The 21,161-nt window shown below is 66.5% G+C and carries 23 protein-coding genes; 17 read left to right on the forward strand and 6 right to left on the reverse strand.

What is annotated here, in order from left to right; all coding sequences use genetic code 11:
- The 8 genes from nifH to fdxB all read left to right on the forward strand — a co-directional run.
- Nucleotides 1-678 (forward strand): nitrogenase reductase (nifH, locus tag AAG816_RS24855; protein WP_341992399.1); only part of this gene is annotated, 678 nt, incomplete at its 5' end.
- A 95-nt stretch (nt 679-773) separates the two neighbouring features.
- Nucleotides 774-2,276 (forward strand): nitrogenase molybdenum-iron protein alpha chain, encoded by a 1,503-nt coding sequence (gene nifD, locus AAG816_RS24860; RefSeq protein ID WP_341992400.1) that lies wholly within the window; start codon nt 774-776, stop codon nt 2,274-2,276.
- A 78-nt stretch (nt 2,277-2,354) separates the two neighbouring features.
- The gene (gene nifK / locus AAG816_RS24865; protein WP_341992401.1) at nt 2,355-3,914 is read left to right on the forward strand and encodes a nitrogenase molybdenum-iron protein subunit beta; all 1,560 of its coding nucleotides are present in this window, start codon (nt 2,355-2,357) and stop codon (nt 3,912-3,914) included.
- A 149-nt stretch (nt 3,915-4,063) separates the two neighbouring features.
- The gene (gene nifE, locus AAG816_RS24870) at nt 4,064-5,746 is read left to right on the forward strand and encodes a nitrogenase iron-molybdenum cofactor biosynthesis protein NifE (protein WP_341992402.1); all 1,683 of its coding nucleotides are present in this window, start codon (nt 4,064-4,066) and stop codon (nt 5,744-5,746) included.
- A gap of 4 nt (nt 5,747-5,750) precedes the next feature.
- Nucleotides 5,751-7,124, forward strand: a complete 1,374-nt coding sequence (nifN, locus tag AAG816_RS24875; protein WP_341992403.1) for a nitrogenase iron-molybdenum cofactor biosynthesis protein NifN — start codon at nt 5,751-5,753, stop codon at nt 7,122-7,124.
- A gap of 25 nt (nt 7,125-7,149) precedes the next feature.
- Nucleotides 7,150-7,545, forward strand: a complete 396-nt coding sequence (gene nifX, locus AAG816_RS24880) for a nitrogen fixation protein NifX (RefSeq protein WP_341992404.1) — start codon at nt 7,150-7,152, stop codon at nt 7,543-7,545.
- A gap of 8 nt (nt 7,546-7,553) precedes the next feature.
- The gene (locus AAG816_RS24885; protein WP_341992405.1) at nt 7,554-8,024 is read left to right on the forward strand and encodes a NifX-associated nitrogen fixation protein; all 471 of its coding nucleotides are present in this window, start codon (nt 7,554-7,556) and stop codon (nt 8,022-8,024) included.
- A gap of 215 nt (nt 8,025-8,239) precedes the next feature.
- Nucleotides 8,240-8,536, forward strand: a complete 297-nt coding sequence (gene fdxB, locus AAG816_RS24890) for a ferredoxin III, nif-specific (RefSeq protein ID WP_341992406.1) — start codon at nt 8,240-8,242, stop codon at nt 8,534-8,536.
- Between the two features lie 389 nt (nt 8,537-8,925).
- Here the strand turns inward: fdxB and AAG816_RS24895 are convergent, their stop codons facing one another.
- From AAG816_RS24895 to AAG816_RS24910, 4 genes are all read right to left on the reverse strand, one after another.
- Nucleotides 8,926-9,243, reverse strand: a complete 318-nt coding sequence (locus tag AAG816_RS24895) for a hypothetical protein (RefSeq protein WP_341992433.1) — start codon at nt 9,241-9,243, stop codon at nt 8,926-8,928.
- Nucleotides 9,237-9,506, reverse strand: coding sequence for a hypothetical protein (locus AAG816_RS24900; protein ID WP_341992407.1), 270 nt, complete (start codon nt 9,504-9,506; stop codon nt 9,237-9,239). Before AAG816_RS24900 ends, AAG816_RS24895 begins: the two co-directional genes overlap by 7 nt.
- 29 nt (nt 9,507-9,535) lie before the next feature.
- Nucleotides 9,536-10,438, reverse strand: coding sequence for a sulfurtransferase (locus tag AAG816_RS24905; RefSeq protein ID WP_341992408.1), 903 nt, complete (start codon nt 10,436-10,438; stop codon nt 9,536-9,538).
- A gap of 71 nt (nt 10,439-10,509) precedes the next feature.
- A complete protein-coding gene (locus tag AAG816_RS24910) occupies nt 10,510-10,968 on the reverse strand; it encodes a hypothetical protein (RefSeq protein ID WP_341992409.1) in 459 nt (152 codons plus the stop codon).
- 302 nt (nt 10,969-11,270) lie between these two features.
- Between AAG816_RS24910 and AAG816_RS24915 the strand changes: the two genes are divergently transcribed.
- Complete coding sequence (locus tag AAG816_RS24915; RefSeq protein ID WP_341992410.1) at nt 11,271-12,902, forward strand: FAD-dependent oxidoreductase; 1,632 nt, start codon at nt 11,271-11,273, stop codon at nt 12,900-12,902.
- Between the two features lie 11 nt (nt 12,903-12,913).
- The gene (locus tag AAG816_RS24920) at nt 12,914-13,336 is read left to right on the forward strand and encodes a Rieske 2Fe-2S domain-containing protein (RefSeq protein WP_341992411.1); all 423 of its coding nucleotides are present in this window, start codon (nt 12,914-12,916) and stop codon (nt 13,334-13,336) included.
- Nucleotides 13,337-13,419: 83 nt separating this feature from the next.
- Here AAG816_RS24920 and AAG816_RS24925 read toward each other — a convergent pair whose 3' ends face one another.
- Both AAG816_RS24925 and AAG816_RS24930 read right to left on the reverse strand, forming a co-directional pair.
- Nucleotides 13,420-14,028: a hypothetical protein gene (locus AAG816_RS24925; RefSeq protein ID WP_341992412.1), complete on the reverse strand. Its 609-nt coding sequence runs from the start codon at nt 14,026-14,028 to the stop codon at nt 13,420-13,422.
- A 182-nt stretch (nt 14,029-14,210) separates the two neighbouring features.
- Nucleotides 14,211-15,101: a LysR family transcriptional regulator gene (locus AAG816_RS24930; protein ID WP_341992413.1), complete on the reverse strand. Its 891-nt coding sequence runs from the start codon at nt 15,099-15,101 to the stop codon at nt 14,211-14,213.
- An 82-nt stretch (nt 15,102-15,183) separates the two neighbouring features.
- Between AAG816_RS24930 and AAG816_RS24935 the strand changes: the two genes are divergently transcribed.
- The 7 genes from AAG816_RS24935 to AAG816_RS24965 all read left to right on the forward strand — a co-directional run bounded on the left by AAG816_RS24935 (nt 15,184) and on the right by AAG816_RS24965 (nt 21,079).
- Nucleotides 15,184-16,164, forward strand: a complete 981-nt coding sequence (locus tag AAG816_RS24935) for an NAD(P)H-binding protein (protein WP_341992414.1) — start codon at nt 15,184-15,186, stop codon at nt 16,162-16,164.
- 82 nt (nt 16,165-16,246) lie between these two features.
- A complete protein-coding gene (locus AAG816_RS24940; RefSeq protein WP_341992415.1) occupies nt 16,247-17,962 on the forward strand; it encodes an ATP-binding protein in 1,716 nt (571 codons plus the stop codon).
- A gap of 147 nt (nt 17,963-18,109) precedes the next feature.
- Nucleotides 18,110-18,430, forward strand: a complete 321-nt coding sequence (locus AAG816_RS24945) for an iron-sulfur cluster assembly accessory protein (RefSeq protein WP_341992416.1) — start codon at nt 18,110-18,112, stop codon at nt 18,428-18,430.
- Between the two features lie 34 nt (nt 18,431-18,464).
- Complete coding sequence (locus tag AAG816_RS24950) at nt 18,465-18,755, forward strand: NifU family protein (protein WP_341992417.1); 291 nt, start codon at nt 18,465-18,467, stop codon at nt 18,753-18,755.
- A 12-nt stretch (nt 18,756-18,767) separates the two neighbouring features.
- Nucleotides 18,768-19,919, forward strand: a complete 1,152-nt coding sequence (gene nifS, locus AAG816_RS24955) for a cysteine desulfurase NifS (protein ID WP_341992418.1) — start codon at nt 18,768-18,770, stop codon at nt 19,917-19,919.
- Nucleotides 19,920-19,988: 69 nt separating this feature from the next.
- A complete protein-coding gene (gene nifT, locus AAG816_RS24960; RefSeq protein WP_341992419.1) occupies nt 19,989-20,210 on the forward strand; it encodes a putative nitrogen fixation protein NifT in 222 nt (73 codons plus the stop codon).
- A 5-nt stretch (nt 20,211-20,215) separates the two neighbouring features.
- Nucleotides 20,216-21,079, forward strand: coding sequence for an SIR2 family protein (locus AAG816_RS24965; protein ID WP_341992420.1), 864 nt, complete (start codon nt 20,216-20,218; stop codon nt 21,077-21,079).
- Nucleotides 21,080-21,161: the final 82 nt, after the last annotated feature.

A 21,161-nucleotide genomic window follows, 5' to 3' on the forward strand; every position in this document is an offset into this window, starting at 1 on the left:
CTGGAGCTGGAAGAGGTGATGAAGGTCGGCTATCGCGACATCCGTTGCGTCGAGTCCGGCGGGCCTGAGCCCGGCGTCGGCTGCGCCGGTCGCGGCGTCATCACCTCCATCAACTTCCTGGAGGAGAACGGCGCCTACGAAGACATCGATTACGTCTCCTACGACGTGCTCGGCGACGTGGTGTGCGGCGGTTTCGCCATGCCCATCCGCGAGAACAAGGCGCAGGAAATCTACATCGTCATGTCCGGCGAGATGATGGCCATGTATGCGGCCAACAACATCTCCAAGGGCATTCTCAAATACGCCAATTCCGGCGGCGTGCGGTTGGGCGGGCTGGTCTGCAATGAGCGCCAGACCGACAAGGAGCTGGAACTGGCGGAAGCCATGGCCAAGAAGCTCGGCACCCACCTGATCTACTTCGTGCCGCGCGACAACATCGTGCAGCATGCCGAACTGCGCCGCATGACCGTGCTCGAATACGCTCCCGACAGCGTCCAGGCCGGCCATTATCGCAGCCTGGCCACGAAGATCCATGCCAATGGCGGCAAGGGCATCATCCCGACCCCCATCACCATGGACGAGCTGGAAGACATGCTCATGGAGCACGGCATCATGAAGGCCGTGGACGAGAGCGTGGTCGGCAAGACCGCCGAAGAACTGGCCGCCATGTCGGCCTGATCAGGTCCAGTCTGAAGCCTTTCACACGGATCCGGCCAGCCCCTTCACCCGGGGCTGGCCCCCCGATTGAAACCCAAGGTAGCGAGGATAGCGAAATGAGCCTGGCAAAGACGCAAAGCATCGAAGAGATCAAGGCCCGGAACAAGGAACTCATCAGCGAGGTTCTTGAAATCTATCCGGAGAAGACCGCCAAGAGGCGCGCCAAGCACCTCAATGTCCATGAGGCGGGCAAGTCCGATTGCGGCGTGAAGTCGAATCTCAAGTCGGTTCCCGGCGTGATGACCATCCGCGGCTGCGCCTATGCCGGCTCGAAGGGTGTGGTCTGGGGTCCGATCAAGGACATGATCCACATCAGCCACGGCCCGGTGGGCTGCGGGCAGTATAGCTGGGCCGCGCGCCGCAATTACTACATCGGCACCACCGGCATCGACACCTTCGTGACCATGCAGTTCACGTCGGACTTCCAGGAAAAGGACATCGTGTTCGGCGGCGACAAGAAGCTGCTGAAGATCATGGACGAAATCCAGGAACTGTTCCCGCTGAACAACGGCATCACCGTGCAGTCGGAATGCCCCATCGGCCTGATCGGTGACGACATCGAGGCGGTCTCCAAGGCCAAGTCGAAGGAATATGACGGCAAGACCATCGTGCCGGTGCGGTGCGAAGGCTTCCGCGGCGTGTCGCAGTCGCTGGGCCATCACATCGCCAACGACGCCATCCGCGACTGGGTGTTCGACAAGATCCCCGCCGACGCCACCCCGCGGTTCGAGCCCACCGATTATGACGTCGCCATCATCGGCGACTACAACATCGGCGGCGATGCCTGGTCCTCGCGCATTCTCCTGGAGGAGATGGGGCTGCGGGTGATCGCGCAATGGTCCGGCGACGGTTCGCTGGCGGAGCTGGAGGCCACCCCCAAGGCCAAGCTCAACGTCCTGCACTGCTACCGCTCCATGAACTATATCTCGCGTCACATGGAAGAAAAGTACGGTATTCCGTGGACCGAATATAACTTCTTCGGCCCCTCCAAGATCGCGGAATCGCTGCGCAAGATCGCCAGCTTCTTCGACGACAAGATCAAGGACGGTGCTGAGCGCGTGATCGCCAAGTACCAGCCGTTGATGGACGCGGTGATCGCCAAGTACCGGCCGCGGCTGGAAGGCAAGACCGTGATGCTGTTCGTCGGCGGCCTGCGTCCGCGCCACGTCATCGGCGCGTATGAAGACCTCGGCATGGAAGTGGTCGGCACCGGCTATGAGTTCGGCCATAACGACGACTACCAGCGCACCGCCCAGCATTATGTGAAGGACGGCACGCTGATCTATGACGACGTGACCGGCTACGAGTTCGAGAAGTTCGTCGAGAAGGTCCAGCCGGACCTCGTCGGCTCGGGCATCAAGGAAAAGTACGTGTTCCAGAAGATGGGTGTGCCGTTCCGGCAGATGCATTCCTGGGATTATTCCGGCCCGTACCACGGCTATGACGGTTTCGCCATCTTCGCGCGCGACATGGACATGGCCATCAATTCGCCCATCTGGAAGATGGCCAAGGCCCCGTGGAAAGCGGTGCCCAAGCCCACCCTGATGGCCGCCGAATAGCGCAGCGCCGTCCCGGCCCGCCCGATCGCGGGCGGGCCGGGACGCCAGATCGGGATCCGACATCAAGAGGACATCACCATGACGCAGAATGCCGAACATGTGCTCGATCATCTCGAGCTATTCCGTGGCCCGGAATACCAGCAGATGCTGGCGAACAAGAAGAAGATGTTCGAAAACCCGCGCGATCCCGCTGAAGTGGAACGCATCCGGGAGTGGGCCAAGACCCCCGAATACAAAGAGAAGAACTTCGCCCGCGAAGCCCTGACCGTGAACCCCGCCAAGGCCTGCCAGCCTCTCGGCGCGGTGTTCGCCGCCGTGGGCTTCGAGGGCACCATTCCCTTCGTCCATGGCTCGCAGGGCTGCGTTGCCTATTACCGCAGCCATTTCTCGCGCCATTTCAAGGAGCCCAGCTCCTGCGTGTCCTCGTCCATGACCGAGGATGCCGCGGTGTTCGGCGGCCTGAACAACATGATCGACGGCCTCGCCAACACCCACGCCATGTACAAGCCGAAGATGATCGCTGTCTCCACCACCTGCATGGCGGAAGTCATCGGCGACGATCTGAACGCCTTCATCAAGACGGCGAAGGAAAAGGGCTCCGTGCCCGAGGAATTCGACGTTCCCTTCGCCCATACCCCGGCCTTCGTGGGCAGCCACGTCACCGGCTATGACAATGTGATGAAGGGCATCCTGGAGCACTTCTGGGACGGCAAGGCGCGCACCGCGCCGGTGCTGGAGCGGGTGCCCAACGACAAGATCAACTTCATCGGCGGCTTTGACGGCTACACCGTGGGCAATCTGCGCGAAGTCAAGCGCCTGCTCACCACCATGGGCGCCGACTACACCATCATCGGCGACAATTCCGACGTGTGGGACACCCCCACCGACGGCGAGTTCCGCATGTATGACGGCGGCACCACGCTGGAAGAAACCGCCAACGCGCTGCACGCCAAGGCCACTATCTCCATGCAGGAATACTGCACTGAGAAGACCCTGCCGTTCATCGCCGGCCATGGCCAGGAAGTGGTGGCGTTCAACCATCCGGTCGGCGTCGCCGGCACCGATGCCTTCCTGATGGCGGTGTCTCGCCTCATCGGCAAGGAGATCCCCGAGGAACTGGCCCGCGAGCGCGGCCGCCTGGTGGATGCCATCGCTGACTCCAGCGCCCATATCCACGGCAAGAAGTTTGCCATCTATGGCGATCCGGACCTCTGCCTGGGCCTGGCCGCCTTCCTCATGGAGCTGGGCGCGGAACCCACCCATGTGCTGGCCACCAACGGCACCAAGGGCTGGGCCGAGAAGGTGCAGGCGCTGTTCGACAGCTCGCCGTTCGGACAGAACTGCAAGGTCTATCCCGGCAAGGATCTGTGGCACATGCGCTCGCTACTGTTCACGGATCCGGTGGATTTCCTGATCGGCAACACCTACGGCAAGTATCTGGAGCGCGACACCGGCACCCCGCTGATCCGCATCGGCTTCCCGGTGTTCGACCGCCACCACCACCACCGCCGTCCGGTGTGGGGCTATCAGGGCGGCCTGAACGTCCTGGTCACCATCCTGGACAAGATCTTCGACGAGATCGACCGCAACACCAACGTCCCGTCCAAGACCGACTACAGCTTCGACATCATCCGCTGATGCCGAGCCTGCCGCGCGCCTCCCTCAAGGGGCGCGCGGCGGGCCATTTGCGCGTTCGGCGTCTGCCGTCCCGCGCCTTTGCTCCTCTGGCGTGACGCCGCCCGGCGCCCCCCACGATCCGCCCATGATCATCGGAAGAGGACCGCCCCATGACTTCGCTCTCCGCCACCATCCAGGATGTGTTCAACGAGCCCGGCTGCGGCAAGAATGCCAACAAGTCCGAGGCGGAGCGCAAGAAGGGCTGCACCAAGCAATTGCAGCCCGGTGGAGCGGCCGGCGGCTGCGCCTTCGATGGCGCCAAGATCGCGTTGCAGCCTCTGACCGACGTGGCCCATCTCATCCACGGCCCCATCGCCTGCGAGGGCAATTCCTGGGACAATCGCGGCGCCAAGTCCTCCGGCTCCAACATCTGGCGCACCGGATTTACCACCGACATCAACGAGACCGACGTGGTGTTCGGCGGCGAGAAGCGCCTGTTCAAGGCGATCCGCGAGATCATCGAGAAGTACAATCCTCCGGCGGTGTTCGTCTATCAGACCTGCGTGCCGGCGATGATCGGCGACGACATCAACGCCGTGTGCAAGGCGGCCAAGGCCAAGTTCGGCACGCCGGTGATCCCGGTCAATTCCCCCGGCTTCGTCGGCCCCAAGAATCTCGGCAACAAGCTCGCGGGCGAGGCCCTGCTGGAGCATGTGATCGGCACCGAGGAGCCGGAATACACCACCCCCTACGACCTCAACATCATCGGCGAATACAATCTCGCCGGCGAGCTGTGGCAGGTGAAGCCGCTGCTGGACGAATTGGGCATCCGCATCTTCTCGTCCATCTCCGGCGATGGCCGCTACAAGGAAGTGGCTTCCTCCCACCGCGCCAAGGCGGCGATGATGGTGTGCTCCAAGGCCATGATCAATGTGGCCCGCAAGATGGAGGAGCGCTACGGCATTCCCTTCTTCGAAGGCTCGTTCTACGGCATCGAGGATTCCAGCGACTCTTTGCGCGAGATTGCCCGCCTGCTGATCGAGCGCGGCGCGCCCGACGAGCTGATGGCCCGCACCGAGGCGGTGATCGCCCGCGAGGAGGCGAAAGCCTGGGCCGGCATCGCCAAATACAAGCCCCGCTTCAAGGGCAAGAAGGTGCTGCTGATCACCGGCGGCGTGAAGTCCTGGTCGGTGGTGGCGGCGCTGCAGGAAGCCGGCCTCGAACTGGTGGGCACCTCGGTGAAGAAGTCCACCAAGGAAGACAAGGAACGCATCAAGGAATTGATGGGCCAGGACGCCCACATGATCGACGACATGACGCCGCGCGAAATGTACAAGATGCTGAAAGACGCCAAGGCCGACATCATGCTGTCCGGCGGGCGCTCGCAATTCATCGCGCTGAAGGCGGCGATGCCGTGGCTCGACATCAACCAGGAACGCCACCACGCCTATATGGGCTATGTGGGCATGGTGAAGCTGGTGGAGGAGATCGACAAGGCGCTCTACAATCCCATCTGGGAACAGGTGCGCCAGCGCGCCCCCTGGGAGAGCGCCGCCGATACCTGGCAGGCGAAAGCCACCGCCCAGTCGGACGCGGAAGCCGCGGCGCTCGCCGCCGATCCGGTGGCGGCGGAAGCCGCCCGCAAGGCGCAGAAGATCTGCCACTGCAAGAATGTCAGCCTCGGGGTGATCGAAGGCGCCATTGCTGCGCAGGGGCTCAGCACTGTGGAGGAGGTGCGCCGTGCCACCGATGCCTCGGGGGGCTGCGGCGCCTGCACCGGGCGGGTGGAAGAGCTGCTGGCGGCCGCCGCCGCGCAGGCCGCCGCCCTGCCCGTCCTCCAGGCGGCGGAGTAGCCCCATGGCCATGGTCGTCACCTCCAAGAAAGCCTGCGCGGTCAATCCGCTGAAGATGAGCCAGCCCATCGGCGGCGCGCTGGCCTTCATGGGCCTGCGCGGGTCCATGCCGCTGCTGCACGGCTCGCAGGGCTGCACCTCGTTCGGGCTGGTGCTGTTCGTCCGCCATTTCAAGGAGGCGATCCCGCTCCAGACCACCGCCATGAGCGAAGTGGCCACCGTCTTGGGCGGCTATGAGAATGTGGAGCAGGCGGTGCTCAACATTCACAAGCGCACCAAGCCCGAGATCATCGGCATCTGCTCCACCGGCGTCACTGAGACCAAGGGCGACGACGTGGAGGGCTATATCCGCCTGATCCGGCAGAAGAATCCGGAAGTGGCCAATTTGCCCATGGTCTATGTCTCCACCCCGGACTTCAAGGACGCCTTCCAGGACGGCTGGGAGAAGACCGTCGCCCGCATGGTGGAAGTGCTGGTGGATACGCCCAAGGCCGAGGCCCGCCGCGATCCCTCACGGGTCAACGTGCTGCCCGGCTGCCACATGACCCCCGGTGACATCGAGGAAGTGCGCACCGTCCTGGAGGATTTCGGCCTGGAGCCGTCGTTCCTGCCGGATCTGGGCGGCTCGCTGGATGGGCATATCCCTGATGAATTTACCCCCACCACCATCGGCGGCATCGGGGTGGAGGAGGTGGCCACCATGGGCCAGGCGGGCTGGACCATCGCCATCGGCGCCCAGATGCGCCGGGCGGCGGAAGCCCTGGAGATCAAGACCGGCACCCCGTTCAAGGTGTTCGAGCGGCTGTGCGGCCTGGCGCCGAACGATGAATTCATCATGTTCCTGTCCACCATCAGCGGCCGGCCGGTGCCGCTGAAATATCGCCGCCAGCGCGGCCAGTTGGTGGACGCCATGCTGGATGCCCATTTCCATCTGGGCGGGCGCAAGCTGGCCATCGGCGCCGAGCCGGACCTGCTGTTCGACCTCTCCTCCATGCTGCACGAGATCGGCGCCAAGGTGACCGCCGCCGTCACCACCACCCAGTCGCCGGTGCTGGAACAGGTGATGGCGGAGGAGGTGCTGATCGGCGATCTGGAGGATCTGGAGACCCAGGCCCGCGAGCGCGGCTGCGACCTGCTGGTGACCCATTCCCATGGCCGGCAGGCGGCGGAGCGGCTGGCCATTCCCTTCTACCGCGCCGGCATGCCCATGTTCGATCGCCTCGGCGCCGGGCACCAGACGGCCATGGGCTATCGCGGCACCCGCGACACCATCTTCGCCATCGCCAATCTCATCATGGCCGATCACGAAGCGAACCACGAGCCCACCCCCGACACCTGGCGGGGCGACGATGCCGGCCACGCCAGCGCGATGCATTGAGGCGGCAGAACAGAAGGACGATGCCATGAAAATCGCATTCGCCACCCAGGACCTCAAGCGCGTCGATGCGCATTTCGGCTGGGCCAAGAACATCGCCATCTATGAGGTCGGGCCGCAGGGCCACCACTTTCTGGAAGCCATCGAATTCGACGGCGATCTCAAGGAAGACGGCAACGAAGACAAATTGGCCCCCAAGATCGAGGCCATCAAGGATTGCGCCATCCTCTATGTGGCGGCCATCGGCGGCTCGGGCGCGGCCCGGGTGGTGGCCAACAACATCCACCCCATGAAGGTCAACCAGCCGGAAGAGATCAGCGAGCTGCTGGTGAAGCTGGAAGACGTGTTGAAGGGCAATCCGCCCCCCTGGCTGCGCAAGATCCTGAACAAGGGCCAAGAGCGCACCTTCGATTTTGACGAGTGAGGCATCCCATGTCCGACAGCGCCGCAATTCTCGATACCCCGCCGGCGGCCGAAGCGCCGTTCATCAAGGAACTCATCAAGGTCTGGCGTGCCCAGGACAGCCACGGCGCCTGGGAAAGCAAGAGCGACCTCTCGCTGCTGGAACCCTACATTCTCGACAAGGAAGCCCGCCGGGCGCTGCCGATCATCGGCGATCCGGACCCGGAGACTATCTGGCGGCTGGAGCTGTTCTTCAACGCCGTCGCCCTCTCCATCGAGCGCGAAACCGGGGTGATGGTGTCGCCCATGTTCAAGATGAGCCATGAGGGCTTCGGCCGCATGGTGCTGATCGGTGGGCGGCTGATCGTGGTCAACAAGCAGCTGCGCGATGTGCACCGCTTCGGCTTCGATAATCTCGGCAAGCTGGCCGAGGAAGGCGCCAAGCACGTGGCCGCCGGCGTCGGCATGATCGAGAAATTCCCGGACGTCGCCAAATACTGACCCGGACGCGGGATGACTTACCTCCTCATCCCGCATCCGTTTCGGACGGGGCCGGCGCCTCGATATCGGCGCCGCCCCGTCCGCTCCCCACCGCTGCATCACCGATCCGCGACCCGCGCGCGGCGCCGGTGGTGCTTGGCCAGATCTTGGCCGGATGTCGATGACCCACCGCCGCGCGCCATTCGGCCCGGCCCCTGGAGATGAAAGAGGACGCCATGTCGAACGCCACCCGCGATGGCCGCCTCTGGCAGCCGGAATTCCTCGTCGCCATCGATGAGAAGAAATGCATTGGCTGCGGCCGCTGCTACAAGGTCTGCGGCCGGGATGTGATGACCCTGAAGGGCCTCACCGACGAAGGCACCTTCGTCGATCTCGACGACGATGACGACGACGAGATCGAGAAGAAGATCATGGTGATGAATGACGACGGCGCCTGCATCGGCTGCGGCGCCTGCGCCCGGGTCTGCCCCACCAATTGCCAGACCCACGAAGCCAAGCCCGAGTCCGCCTGAGGCTGGGCCGCGGACAGCATCACGCCGGCGCATCGCCTGCGGGAATGCACGCCGGCACTCGCTTAGCTGACAGCGGCGCGGCACCGAGCGACCGGCACGCCAGCCTGTGTCCGCCGGCCGCTCCTGCTGCGCCGGTGATCGAGACCGCGCCGACGCCCTGAACAGCGGTCAGCCGCCTCGCCCAACGCCCCGGTGGAGGGTGTAGTCGCCGCCCAAGGCTCCCGCGCAGACCGGATCTGGCCCTATCCCGACGCAACCCTGCCCCATAAAAAAGGCCGGCGTCGGCGTTGCCGCCGGGCCGGCCAGAACGGGCGCGACGACCCAGAGGGTTCAAGGTCGCCAGCGCCGAGCCTTGCGCACGAAGTCTGGGGCCGACGCCCCGCCCATCCCTATTCGATGCCCTGCTCGCGGGCCTTCCACATGGCGGCGATGCGGAAGCGCTCGTTGATGGCGGCGGGATTGGCCAGGATCTGCGCCTCCACCTCCTTGAACGCCTCGCCCACCAATTCCGCTTCGGCGGCGGTGAGTGTCACCCGGCCGGCCATATGGGTGGTGTCGGGGGCGGCGGTGAGGATCGCGCGGCGGTTGGGATGCTGCTTGACCTCGATCAGCTCGAACGCCTCCAGCTGGCCGTCCAGGCAGATGGCAAGGCCGATGACCTCCAGCTTGCGGCCGTCCTGGGTGGTCTTGATGAGCGTGGTCATGATGCGCCCTCCTCGTCCGCGGCCAACCAGCTGTAGCCGCCCTGATCCCACAATTGCGCCAGCGCCTGGTCCGGGCTCCAGGCGGGAAATTGCGCGGTGATGGCCTCGAAATCCGCCCGGAAGCGCACCGCGTCGTCGCCCTCCAGATGCGCTGCCCGGTGCTCGGGCTTGAAGCGCAAGGTGAAGGCGTCGCCGGCGGCATCGGCGAAGAGCTCATACTCCTCGCCCACCAGGGCCATGCCGGCCGATACCGCGTGCGGGTCCATCAGCGTCTGCCTTTTCTATCCGTGCGGCGTCAGGCCGCCACCGCGACCGGCGTATCTTCGGCCAGGCCCCATTCGGCCCAGGAACCGTCATAGACCGCCGCATCGGGGTGCCCGAGCACATGCAGGGCCAGGGCGACCATGCAGGAGGTGATGCCGGAGGCGCAGGTGGCCACCACCGGGCGCGTCAAATCGATGCCGGCTGCCGCGAACCGCGCCGCCAGCACCGCCGGCGGCTGCAGCGCCCCGGTTTCCGGATGCACCAGATCCGCCCACGGCACATTGATGGCGTTGGGGATGTGGCCCAGCTTCTTGAACGGGAACACGTCTTCCTGCGTGCCCTCGAACTTGGCCGGGCCGCGGGCGTCCACCACCTGCTCCACCGGGTTCAGCACATTGGCTTTCATCTGGATCAGATCGCGCACCAGGCCGGGGGCCAGGGTGGCGGTGAAGGACTTGGGCTCCGGGCGCACCGGCGACATCTCGGTTTCGCGCTTTTCCTTGATCCACTTGCCGAAGCCGCCATCCAGCAGCGCCACATTGTCATGGCCGAAGGCCCGGAACATCCACCATGCCCGGCCGGCGGCGGAGCCGCCATAGAGCCGGTCATAGACCACCACCCGATCGCCGGTGCCGATGCCCAGCAGCCCCATCTTGGTGGCGAAATCCGCCGCCGTGGGCAGCATGTGCGGCAAGGGGTTCGCCTTGTCGGCCACATGGTCGATATCGAAATGCACCGCGCCCGGCAGATGGCGGCCGCGATACTGCGTGCGGCCATCCAGATTGGTGCTCACGTGATGCCAGGTGCAGTCGAGGATCCGCAGATCCGGCTCGCCGATATGGGCGGCGAGCCACTCGGTGCCGACCAGGGGGCTCGCAAAGGCGAGGCTCTCAGCGGCGAGGCTCTCGACGGCCGGGGATGATGCAGAGGTCATGGGCGCGTGATCTCCGTTTGGGGAAACAAGGGCTAAGCCGCCGCGCTGCCGGGCAGCGCGGCGGCGGCCGGTCAGAGCACCTGCGGCATGACAAAGCCGGTGCGCGGGTGGCTGTCGAAATAGTCCGGACGCTCCGGCCAGCCGCCTTCGGCGATGAAGGTGAAGCTGGTGATCTTCACCGCTGCCCCGGGGGAGCAGGACACTTCGCTGAACTTGATTTCGCGCGGGCCGGGGCCGGCGGAGAAGTCCGCCACCACGGCGCCATCGGCGGTGGTGGCGCGGGCAAAGCCGAAGGTGCCGGTGGTGACGCCCAGCACCGGATTGGCCACGAACAGCGGCGCCTCGCCGGCCTCGGTCGCCGGCCCGAAGGCCGGGGAGGCGAAGGTGAAGGTGGCCAGCACGCCGCTGCGCTCCACCTTGTGGTCCGCGGTGAGCGGGCGGGCCACGGAATAGACCGTCAGCGTGCCGCCGGCGAGCCGGTCCTTCAGCTCATCCAGCGAAGCGGACACGAAGTCCTGGGCGACATTCATGGGGGATCTCCAAACAGATGTTGTGAAGACCACATCAAGTTTTGTGCCAAGTGAGGGCGCGGGCGACGCGCGCTTGCTTCGGGCCTGCATCTCCGGCATCCGGCCATCAGCGCCGGGCGCTGGGCCGCGCGGTCCGGCAGTGTGCGGTGCGGCGCTGATCCGACACGCCGGCGCGCTCAACTGCGACAATCACGTCGCATCCCGCACACGGGGCATGGCCGATGGCGCAGGATCGCCCCGGGCCGGCGAGTTGCGCGAATCTTGCAAGACCCGAGGCAGCGACCACTTGCGAAGGCCAGGCCATGCTGGACACGGCGATCATCGGGGGCGGACTGTGCGGCCTTGCCCTGGCCCGGACCCTCGCCCGCGCCGGCCGGCCGGCGGCCCTGTTCGAAGCCAGGCCCATGCTCGGCGGGCGCATCCGCACCGCCCGTGCCGCGTCCGGCCTCGCGCTCGATCTCGGCCCCGCCTGGTTCTGGCCGGAAAATCAGGCGCTGATCACCGCGCTGGTGGCGGAGCTGGGCCTCGACCATCTGCCCCAGCACGACGCGGGCACGGTGCTGCACCTGCGCGACCCCGACAAGACGGCGGAGCGTCTCGACCGCCCCGTGCATGGGGATGCCCGCCGCCTGGCGGACGGATTCGGCGCCCTGGTGACCAAGCTGGCCGCCGACCTGCCGCCAGAGCATCTGCACCTCGGCCATGTCCTCACCGCGGTGACGGATCGCGGCGACCATGTGGCCCTCACCTTCACGGTGGACGGCCACACGGTGGAGCTGGACGCCCGTCATGTGGTGCTGGCGCTGCCGCCGCGGCTGCTGGCGGAGCAGGTCGCCTTCAGCCCGGAGCTGGATGACGCCACCTGCGATGCCATGGCCGGCACCGCCACCTGGATGGCCGCCCAGGCCAAGGCGGTCATCGCCTATGACCGGGCGGCGTGGCGGGCGGCAGGCCTCTCCGGCAATGCCTTCGTCAGTCACGAGCAGGCGGTGCTGGGCGAGATCTATGATGCCTGCGACGCCACCGGCACGAAGGCGGCGCTGGGCGGCTTCCTGGCCCTGACGCCGGACCTGCGCGACAGCTTCGCCGTGGGCCTGCCCATCTTGCTGGAAAACCAGATGGAACAGGTATTCGGCACCGATCTGGACGGCGCGACGCTGCACCTCCAGGATTGGGCGCACGAGCCCTTCACCTGCAGCGCGCGGGACCGCGCCGCGCCCAATGCGGTCCATGTGGACCAGGGCAGTCCGCTGCTGCGCCGGGCGCTGTGGGCCGGCCGGCTGCATCTCGGCGGCTCGGAGACCGCCGCCCGCGGCGCCGGCTATCTGGAAGGCGCGCTGGAGGCGGCGCGGCGCATCGAGCGGGCACTCGCGCGCGATGCCCCCGCGCCGGAGATCGCCCTTGACGCCATTGACGATCCCGCCGCCCGCAATGCCGCGCGCCTGTCGCGGCTGAACGCCTGGGTGGTCGCGCAGGGCGATCGCGTGCTGGATGACTATCGCCATCGTATCACCGCGAGCCTTGCGGCCCAGCAGCGCGACCAGCTCACGCAGCGCGCGGTGCTGGCGGCGGCGGAAGCGGTGTTCGCACAGGCTCTCGACCTTCTGGACGAGTTGGGGTTCGAGACCGGCGCGGTGCCGGTGGAGCGGGGGCGCTCGGCATTGATGCCGCAGGTGCAGAACCCGTTCGGCGGCTTCCTGCAAGCGCTCATGGACGATGTGGTGGCGTTCAACCGCACCTCGTGCGCCCTGTCGAATTTCCCCACCGAGGCCCAGCCCGCCAAGGACTATGTGCAGGCCATGCTGCGCGACATCGCCGCCGCCTGGCAGGAGTTCTCTCTGGCCGCCAACCGCCTGCTGCTGGCGGCGGGAGACCGGCCACCGGCCTCCCCGGTGCACCCGGTTCGCTCGCCCCTCCCACCCGCTTCGCTGTGAAAGAGGACCCCATGGACACCGGAACGGCTCCCTCCGTCGCTTATGCCATCTGCCGCCTGAGCGATATTCCCAGCCAGCGGGCCGCCGGCTTCCACCTCATGGTGGTGGCGGAGGACGGCAGCCACCGCCCCTTCCCCATCGTTGTGGTGCGCTGGGGGCGGCAGGTGTTCGGCTATCTCAACAAATGCCCGCACGACGGGGTGAATCTGGACTGGGAGCGCAACCAGTTCCTGGATCCCAACGGCGTCCGCCTGATGTGCGGCAAGCACGGCGCCCTGTTCGAGCTGGGCACCGGCACCTGCCTCGATGGCCCGTGCAAGGGCAAGGGCCTCACGCCGGTGGCGCTCACGGTGCTGGATGACGACATCTGCGTCACCGGGCTGCAACTGGTGGAAGACGAGGACGAGGATGACGCTCTGGCCCGCGAGGCCTGAGCGCGGTCTCTTAGAAACACCTCCGGCCGGGGGATGCCCGGCCGGAGCGCGTCTCGGAAAACGATCTTCTCAGGAAGCGTCCCTCAGACCGGACGGTTCTCGTTGCGGTTCTTCACCGGCTCCATGCGGGCAACCCCTTCCTCGAAGGTGATGACCGGATAGGCCTCCTTGAAGCCCAGCGCCGCGTCCAGCAGATGGTCCAGCTTGCCGGCGGTATCCATCTTCTTGGTGTCGTTCTTGTCGATGCTCATCAGGTCCATCATCTCTTTCCAGACGGTGGATTCATCGCAGGGCAGGACAATGAAGGTGATGCCGTCGATCACCACGCGATACTTCGCCAGCAGGTCGATATTGTTGGCGAAGATGAAATAGGTGCCGCTGGGGCTGAGCAGGCCCTTCAGCACGTCGGCGACCACCGCCAGATAGGCAAACGAGTGGATGTAGCCCACCAGGATCGGGATGGTGGGCTCGCCCGCCTGGACGATGGTGAGCACCTGCTCGATGGAGAAATCCGGCGGCCGCTTTTCGTCGGCCATCTGGGTCTGGAACTTCAAGGCGATATCGCCGCGGAATCCGAAGCGGCCCGGCTTCTTGGTCGGCGCCTTGAGCACCGCATTGAGCAGCCGGCCCTCGCGGTCCAGCCGGGCGAGTGCCGTATCCTCGATGGTCGTGGTCTTCTCAAGCGTCGTCATGGAACCATCCTCGATCTGCATCCGGGCCCCGGCGGAGCCGCCGGCGGGACAGCCAATGCAAATAGCCTGCCGCCCGCCGCACTCCGGCTATACCGTTGTCGATCACAGAAAATCCCACGGATGTCGGCCCATTCCGACAAAAGTGTCCGGTTTGCTTCGCACCTGGCGTCCGGCGCGCAGGGCTAGACGCAGAACCGCGCGAAGGCGTCCGCCAGATGCTGGAACACCCGGTCGATGCGGGTGCTGCGGCGCAGATCCTCATGGGCGACGATCCACACCTCCAGCCAGTGCACCACCAGATCCGGCAGCAGCCGCACCAGATCGCGTTCGCCGATGGGCACCTGCACCACGGCGATGCCCAGCCCGGCCCGCGCCGCCGCCAGTTGCGCCGGATGGGTGTCGGTGCGGATGGCGAAGTGCAGCGGCACGCCCGCCTGCGCCCCCAGCGCGCCCACCAGCGCCAGATCCCCCGCCGCCCGGTCGGGGCCGATCAAGGGGTGGCCTGCCAGATCCGCCAGGGTCTCGGGGCGACCATGGCGGGCCACATAGTCCGGCGCGGCGAAGAAGCCCAGCGGAATGCGCCCCAGATGGCGGGCGATCAGCGCATCCTGCCGGGGCGGATGCATGCGGATGGCGATGTCCGCCTCCTGATGCAGGATGTCGGCGCTGGCATTGCTGAGCACCAGTTCCAGGTCCAGCGCCGGATGCTGCGCCCGCAGCGGCGCCAGCATCCGCGGCAGCACCTCGATGCCGATGAATTCCGACACGCTGATGCGCACGGTCCCGGCCACCCGCCCCGCCGGGGCCGATCCCGCCCGCCGGAAGGCCTCGGAGGCCAGTTCCATGCGCCGCACATGGGCGGCGAGCGCCCGCGCCTCCTCGGTGGGCACGAGGCCGTTGACCGCGCGGGAAAACAGCGGCGTGCCCAGCGCCCGCTCCAACGCCTCGATGCGATGGCGCACCGTGGGCTGCGTCAGGCCCAGGCGCCGCGCCGCCGCCGACAGGCTACCGTCGTCGATCACCGCCAGAAAGGCGCGCTGGTCGTCCCAGTTGAGATCCGGTCTGCTCATCATTTTTCAATGAGCCAGTCAGCTCATTTCGTCAATTCTCGATGATCCGGATTCAGCGGACAAGGGGCGTTCCCAGGAGGCACCCATGACCGAAGCCGCTCAACACACCCAAACCGCACCCGCCACGAAAGACATCCTGATCCTCGGCGCCACCGGCGGCATCGGCGGCGCACTCGCCAAAGTGATGCTGCGGCGCGGCTGGCGGGTGCGGGCCCTGGTCCGCAACCCCGATGCCGCCCGCCGCGCCTGGACCGACGCCGCGGCACCGCAATGGCTGCAAGGGGACGCCATGCGGCGGGAAGACGTGATGCGGGCGGCGCAGGGGTGCTCCGTCATCTTCCACGGGGTCAACCCGCCCGGCTATCGCGACTGGGGCCGTCTGGTGCTGCCCATGCTGGACAATAGCATCGCCGCCGCGCGCGCCACCGGGGCGCGGGTGGTGCTGCCCGGCACCATCTACAATTTCGATGTGGCCCGTACGCCGCTCATTGACGCCGCCACACCCCAGCACGCGGTCGGCGCCAAGGGCGTGATCCGGGTGGAGATGGAGCGTCGGCTGGACGCTGCCGCCCCCGAGGTCAAAAGCCTGATCGTGCGGGCCGGCGACTTCTTCGGGCCTGGCGTGTCCCAGAGCTGGTTCGCGCAGGCCCTGGCCAAGCCGCCGCTCACCCGCATGCTCAATCCCGGCCGGCCCGGCATCGGCCATAGCTGGGCCTATGTGCCGGATCTGGCGGAGACCATGACCCGGCTGATCGAGATGCCCGACCTTCTGCCCGCCGAGCGGGTGCAGTTCGAGGGCATCTGGGATGCGGACGGCACCGGCATGGCGCAGGCGATCCGCCGCGTGGTGGGCAAGCCGGCCTTGCCGCTCAAGTCCTTCCCCTGGTGGCTGATGCGGCTGCTGGCCCCGTTCGGCGGGTTCCCGCGGGAGGTGATGGAGGTGCGTCCGCTCTGGCGCCATCCGGTGCGGCTGGATAACCGCCGCTTGGTGGCCCTGCTGGGGGCGGAGCCGCGTACGCCGTTGGATACGGCGGTTGCGGCCGCGCTCCAGCCGACGGGAGCCTAGCGGCAACGGCGACGCCTGTGGCGCGATGCGTGCATGCCGACCTTGGCGAACCCGCCACGATCCGGCCAGGGACGCATCCGCCATGAAGCTTCAGATTGAACGCCCGTTTCTGGAGGCGATGGTCACCAGCTTTCCCGCTCTCGCGCCGCTGCAGGATCAGTTGCGCTTCGGCGACAAGGCGGAGGTGGCCTTCACCGCCCTCTCGCAGGCCGAACTCGACCACCTGCTGGATCTCTACCGCGCCGCCGGCCCGCACATGCAGACCCGCTCGGCACAGATTGCGACATTGCAGCGGGCGTTCAGCGACAAAAGTGTCCGCTTTGCCGCGCAGGATCTGGAGTCTGTCCTGCCGGCCATGGCCCGCTATCTGGTAGCCGACGCCATCAATGGCTGGATGTTCACCGCCAGTGTCGCCAGCCGGCCCCTGCCCTACGTGGTGACCCGCCTCGACTATACCCCGCCCTCCAATGACGAGACCGGCCGTCTGTTCGTGGAATTGAAGGCCAATGCCAAGGGCGCCATCACCTCCACCACCTTGCGCATCTCAGCGGGCGACATCGTCGGCAAGACGGTGGCGGAGATCTTCGCCACCAAGGGCTTCGTCAAGGAAACCCCGGAGCTGATCGCCGCCTATGAGGCCACCGAGGCGCGCTATTTCGACTGGCGCGGACGCTATGGGGCGCAATTCTCCGGCGCCGGCACCGGCTTTTATACCGACGACCCCAACGCCTCCCACCGCGACATGGACTGGTCGCGCAAGGATGTGGTGGTGCTGTCTTCTTCCGGCGGCCCGGCCCGGCTGGTGAATGACGAGAGCATCCTCACCGCCCGCGCCCTCACGCTCGATGTGCCCGGCGACATTCTCGGCACCTATCTGAAGAAGGCGGCCAAGAGCAATCTCTACGATGCCGAAGACGAGGTGGAGCGCTCCAAGGCGGAGATCCCCGCCGGGGTGTTCTCGCGCATTCCGGTGCATCCCTACATGCTGATGTTCCATCTGGATCTGCACCATTATGTCTGGGTGCATGTGGAGGACATGGCCCCTTACGCCTACCGGCCGGACCTGAAGCAGAAGCTGGTGCTGCCGGAGGAACAGACCGACCTCATCGACATCCTCACCGCCGAAATGGACGTGCTGATGGACGACATTGTCGCCGGCAAGTCTGGCGGCACCACCGTGCTGTGCGCCGGCCCGCCGGGGGTGGGCAAGACGCTCACCGCCGAAGTCTATGCGGAGATCATCCAGCGCCCGCTCTATCGGGTGCATTCGGGCCAGCTGGGGCTGAATGCCGCCGCCATGGAAAGTGCGCTGAAGGACACCCTCACCCGCGCCCAGCGCTGGGGGGCGGTGATGCTGATCGACGAGGCGGACGTCTATATCAAGCGGCGGGATGACGACATCACCATGAATGCGGTGGTGGGGGTGTTCCTGCGGGTGCTGGAATATTTCAACGGACTGTTGTTCCTCACCACCAACCGCATCGACGACATCGACGAGGCCATCGTCTCGCGCTGCATCGCCCTCATCAAGTTCCACGCCCCGGACGGCGCCGCCCGGCGCAAGATCTGGACGGTGATGACCGCGCAGTTCGGCCTGGAGGCGGACGCTGCGCTGCTGGACGCGCTGGTGGAGACCTTCCCCACCACCACCGGCCGCGACATCAAGGGCCTGGCCAAGCTGGTGGCCAAATATTGCCGCCACAAGCAGGTGCCACCCTCGCTGTCGGTGTTCGAGCGCTGCGCCATCTTCCGCGGCATCGATCTGGCCGCCCCCACCGCCCCGGCGCTCGCGGGATGACGCAAACCGCCCCTGTCGGAAATCGGACATGCGTCGCCATTGGCACAGGCGCGACACAAGAAGCGCAGCAACATCAAGCACCTGGCCCATGGCACGGGACTTGCTGTTTTAAGCCCAGAGCCAGCGCCAAGCAGCAAGGGGCCAACCATGATCAATCTGACCGACAGCGCAGTGAACGCCGTGCGCACGGCGATGACCTCGGCGGCCGAGCCCGCCAGCGGGCTGCGCATCCAGGTGGAGGCCGGCGGATGCGCCGGCTACAAATATCAGATGGGCCTGGTGCAGGAAGCCGGCCCCGACGACACCGTGATCGAGCGCAACGGCGTCAAGGTATTCGTGGACAACCAGAGCCACGAATATCTCGCCGGCACCACCATTGACTTTGTGGTGGCGCTGGAAGGCTCGGGCTTCACCTTCGAGAATCCCAACGCCAAGTCCAGCTGCTCCTGCGGCAAATCCTTCGGCTGACCTTTCGGCCCCCTTATCTGGAGACATCAAGGTCATGCTGATCGAAACCGAAACCACAGACGTCGCCCCCGCCGCCGACAGCGAGCGCGTGCGCCTCATCAAGGCGGCGATCGAAGAAGTCCGCCCCAATCTGCAGCGGGACGGCGGCGATTGCGAGTTGCTGGAGATCGACGGCAACAAAGTGATGGTGCGCCTCACCGGCGCCTGCGTGTTCTGCAAGCTGGCCAGCACCACGCTGGAAGGCATCCAGGCCCGCATCGTCGAAAAGCTGGGCGAGATGGTGCGCCTGATCCCCGTGGCCGGTGCGGCGAAGGCCCGGCATTGAGCGAGGCGTTCCGTGCCGATCTATCTCGACAACAATGCCACGACCCGCGCGGACCCCGCCGTGGTCGCGGCCATGTTGCCCTTCTTCACCGAGCAGTTCGGCAACGCCTCCTCCACCCACGCCTTCGGGCGTGACGTGGCGGAGGCGGTGAAGGCCGCCCGCAAGAGCCTCGCAGCCCTGCTGGGCGCCGCCTTCGACCATGAGGTGGTGTTTACCTCCGGCGGCACCGAGGCCGACAATACCGCTCTGCTCTCCGCCCTTTCCACCCAGGAGGGACGAAACGAGATCGTCACCACCGCGGTGGAGCATCCGGCCATCCTCTCGGTGGCAGAGCATCTGGAGGCCACCGGCCGCGCCCGCATCCATCGCATCGGCGTGGATGCGACCGGGCGGCTGGATGTCGAGGCCTACCAGCAGGCGCTGGGCCCACGCACGGCGCTGGCCAGCGTCATGTGGGCCAATAACGAGACCGGCACGCTGTTTCCGGTGGCGGAGCTGGCGCAGATGGCCCATGCGGCCGGCGCGCTGTTCCACACCGACGCGGTGCAGGCGGTGGGCAAGATCGCCATCGACCTGAAGGCCACCCAAATCGACATGCTGTCCTTGTCGGGACACAAGCTGCACGGGCCGAAGGGCATCGGTGCGCTCTATGTGCGCAAGGGCACGCCGTTCGCGCCACTGATCCGCGGCGGACCGCAGGAGCGCCGGCGGCGCGGCGGCACCGAGAATGTTCCGGCCATCATCGGCCTGGGCAAGGCCGCCGAACTGGCCGCCGCGCAGATGGCGGACGCCACCACGCGGGTGCGCGATCTGCGCAACCGGCTGGAACAGGGCGTGCTGCAGCAGGTGGGCCAATGCCGGGTCTTGGGCGACGCCCAGAACCGGCTGCCGAATACGTCGAACATCGCCTTCGAGCAGATCGACGGCGAGGCGGTGATCCATCGCATGAACCGTGCCGGCATTGCCGCCTCGCTCGGCTCGGCCTGCGCCTCCGGCTCCATGGAGCCGTCCCATGTGCTGCGGGCGATGGCGGTGCCGGCGGAGGCCCTGCGCGGGGCGATCCGGCTGTCCTTCTCCCGCGACAATGGCGAGGACGAGGTGGATCAGGTGCTCCAGATCCTCCCCGCCATCATTTCCGATCTCAGGTCCATGTCCGCCGCGTGAGACCCACCCGCGTGGACACCCAACGGCAGGCCATCCCGGCGCAGACCTTGCCCTTACGGAGTAGTACCCATGAAGATCATGATCCGCCGTTCGCCGGAAACGGGCCTGTGCATCTACGTCCCCAAGAAGGACTTGGAAGAGCCCATCGTCGAGTTCGAGCATGAGACCCTTTGGGGCGGCTGGATCCGCATCGCCAACGGCTGGGTGCTCGACCTGCCGGAGATGGCCGTCGGCACCACCTTGCCCATCACCGTCAACGCCCGCAAGCGCGGCGAAGCCGAGGAAGGCTGACCCCCATGAATGCTCCATTCCCCCATCTGGATTTCGCCAATTCCCCCGACGCCGAGGCGCAACTGGCCGCCCTGGCCGCCCGGCTGCGCGCCGGGTCGGTGGTGCCCTATCTGGGGCCGGGCGTTGCGGCTCTCTCGGAACCCGCCGTGCCCATGGCCCCGGAAGCGCTGGCCGCCTTCTTCGCCACCAAGGTGGCGCTGCCCCGCCGCGCCAAGGGCAATGCCTGGGCCTCCGCCCAGCATATCGAGAGCATGAAGCATCGCTCCACGGTGACCGCCCTCATGGGCGAGGCCTTCGCCGCCCCGGTGGCACCCACGGCGCTGCACCATTATCTCGCCACCCTGCGCCTGCCGATGATCGTGGACGCCTGGTATGACGGCGCCATGCGCACCGCTCTGGCCGGACGCGACGACTGGGGCGAGGTCCAGGGCATCACCCGCGCCGGCATCGGCGAAGACCGCTGGTATCGCTTCTACGACGCCACCGGCGCCGAGTCCGACCGCGCCACCGCCGCCACCTGGCCGACCTTGCTCTACAAGCCGCACGGCAGCGTGGTGCCGGCCAAGAACTTCCTCATTTCCGACGCGGATTATGTGGAAGTTCTGACCGAGATCGATATCCAGACGCCGATTCCCGACGTGGTGAAGGACCGGCGCACCGAGCGCACCTTCCTGTTCATCGGCTGCCGGTTCAACGACCAGTTGCTGCGCACCTACGCCCGGCAGGTCTCCAAGCGCTCCGGCGCCCCGCACCATGTGATCGTGGAGCCGGATACGCTGTCGAAGAACGAATTGCGCTTCTTCATCGCCCAGGGCCTCAACCCTCTGGCCATTCCCCTCGCCCGCGCCATCGAGATCCTCTGCAACTGAGCGTGCGCTCATCTCTGCGATTCCTATCCCCGGACGCACCCGCGTTCCGGGGATAATCATGTCCAGGCTCCGACATCTATGG

It is taken from the genome of Azorhizobium sp. AG788, from assembly GCF_943371865.1.
Lineage (GTDB): Bacteria > Pseudomonadota > Alphaproteobacteria > Rhizobiales > Xanthobacteraceae > Azorhizobium.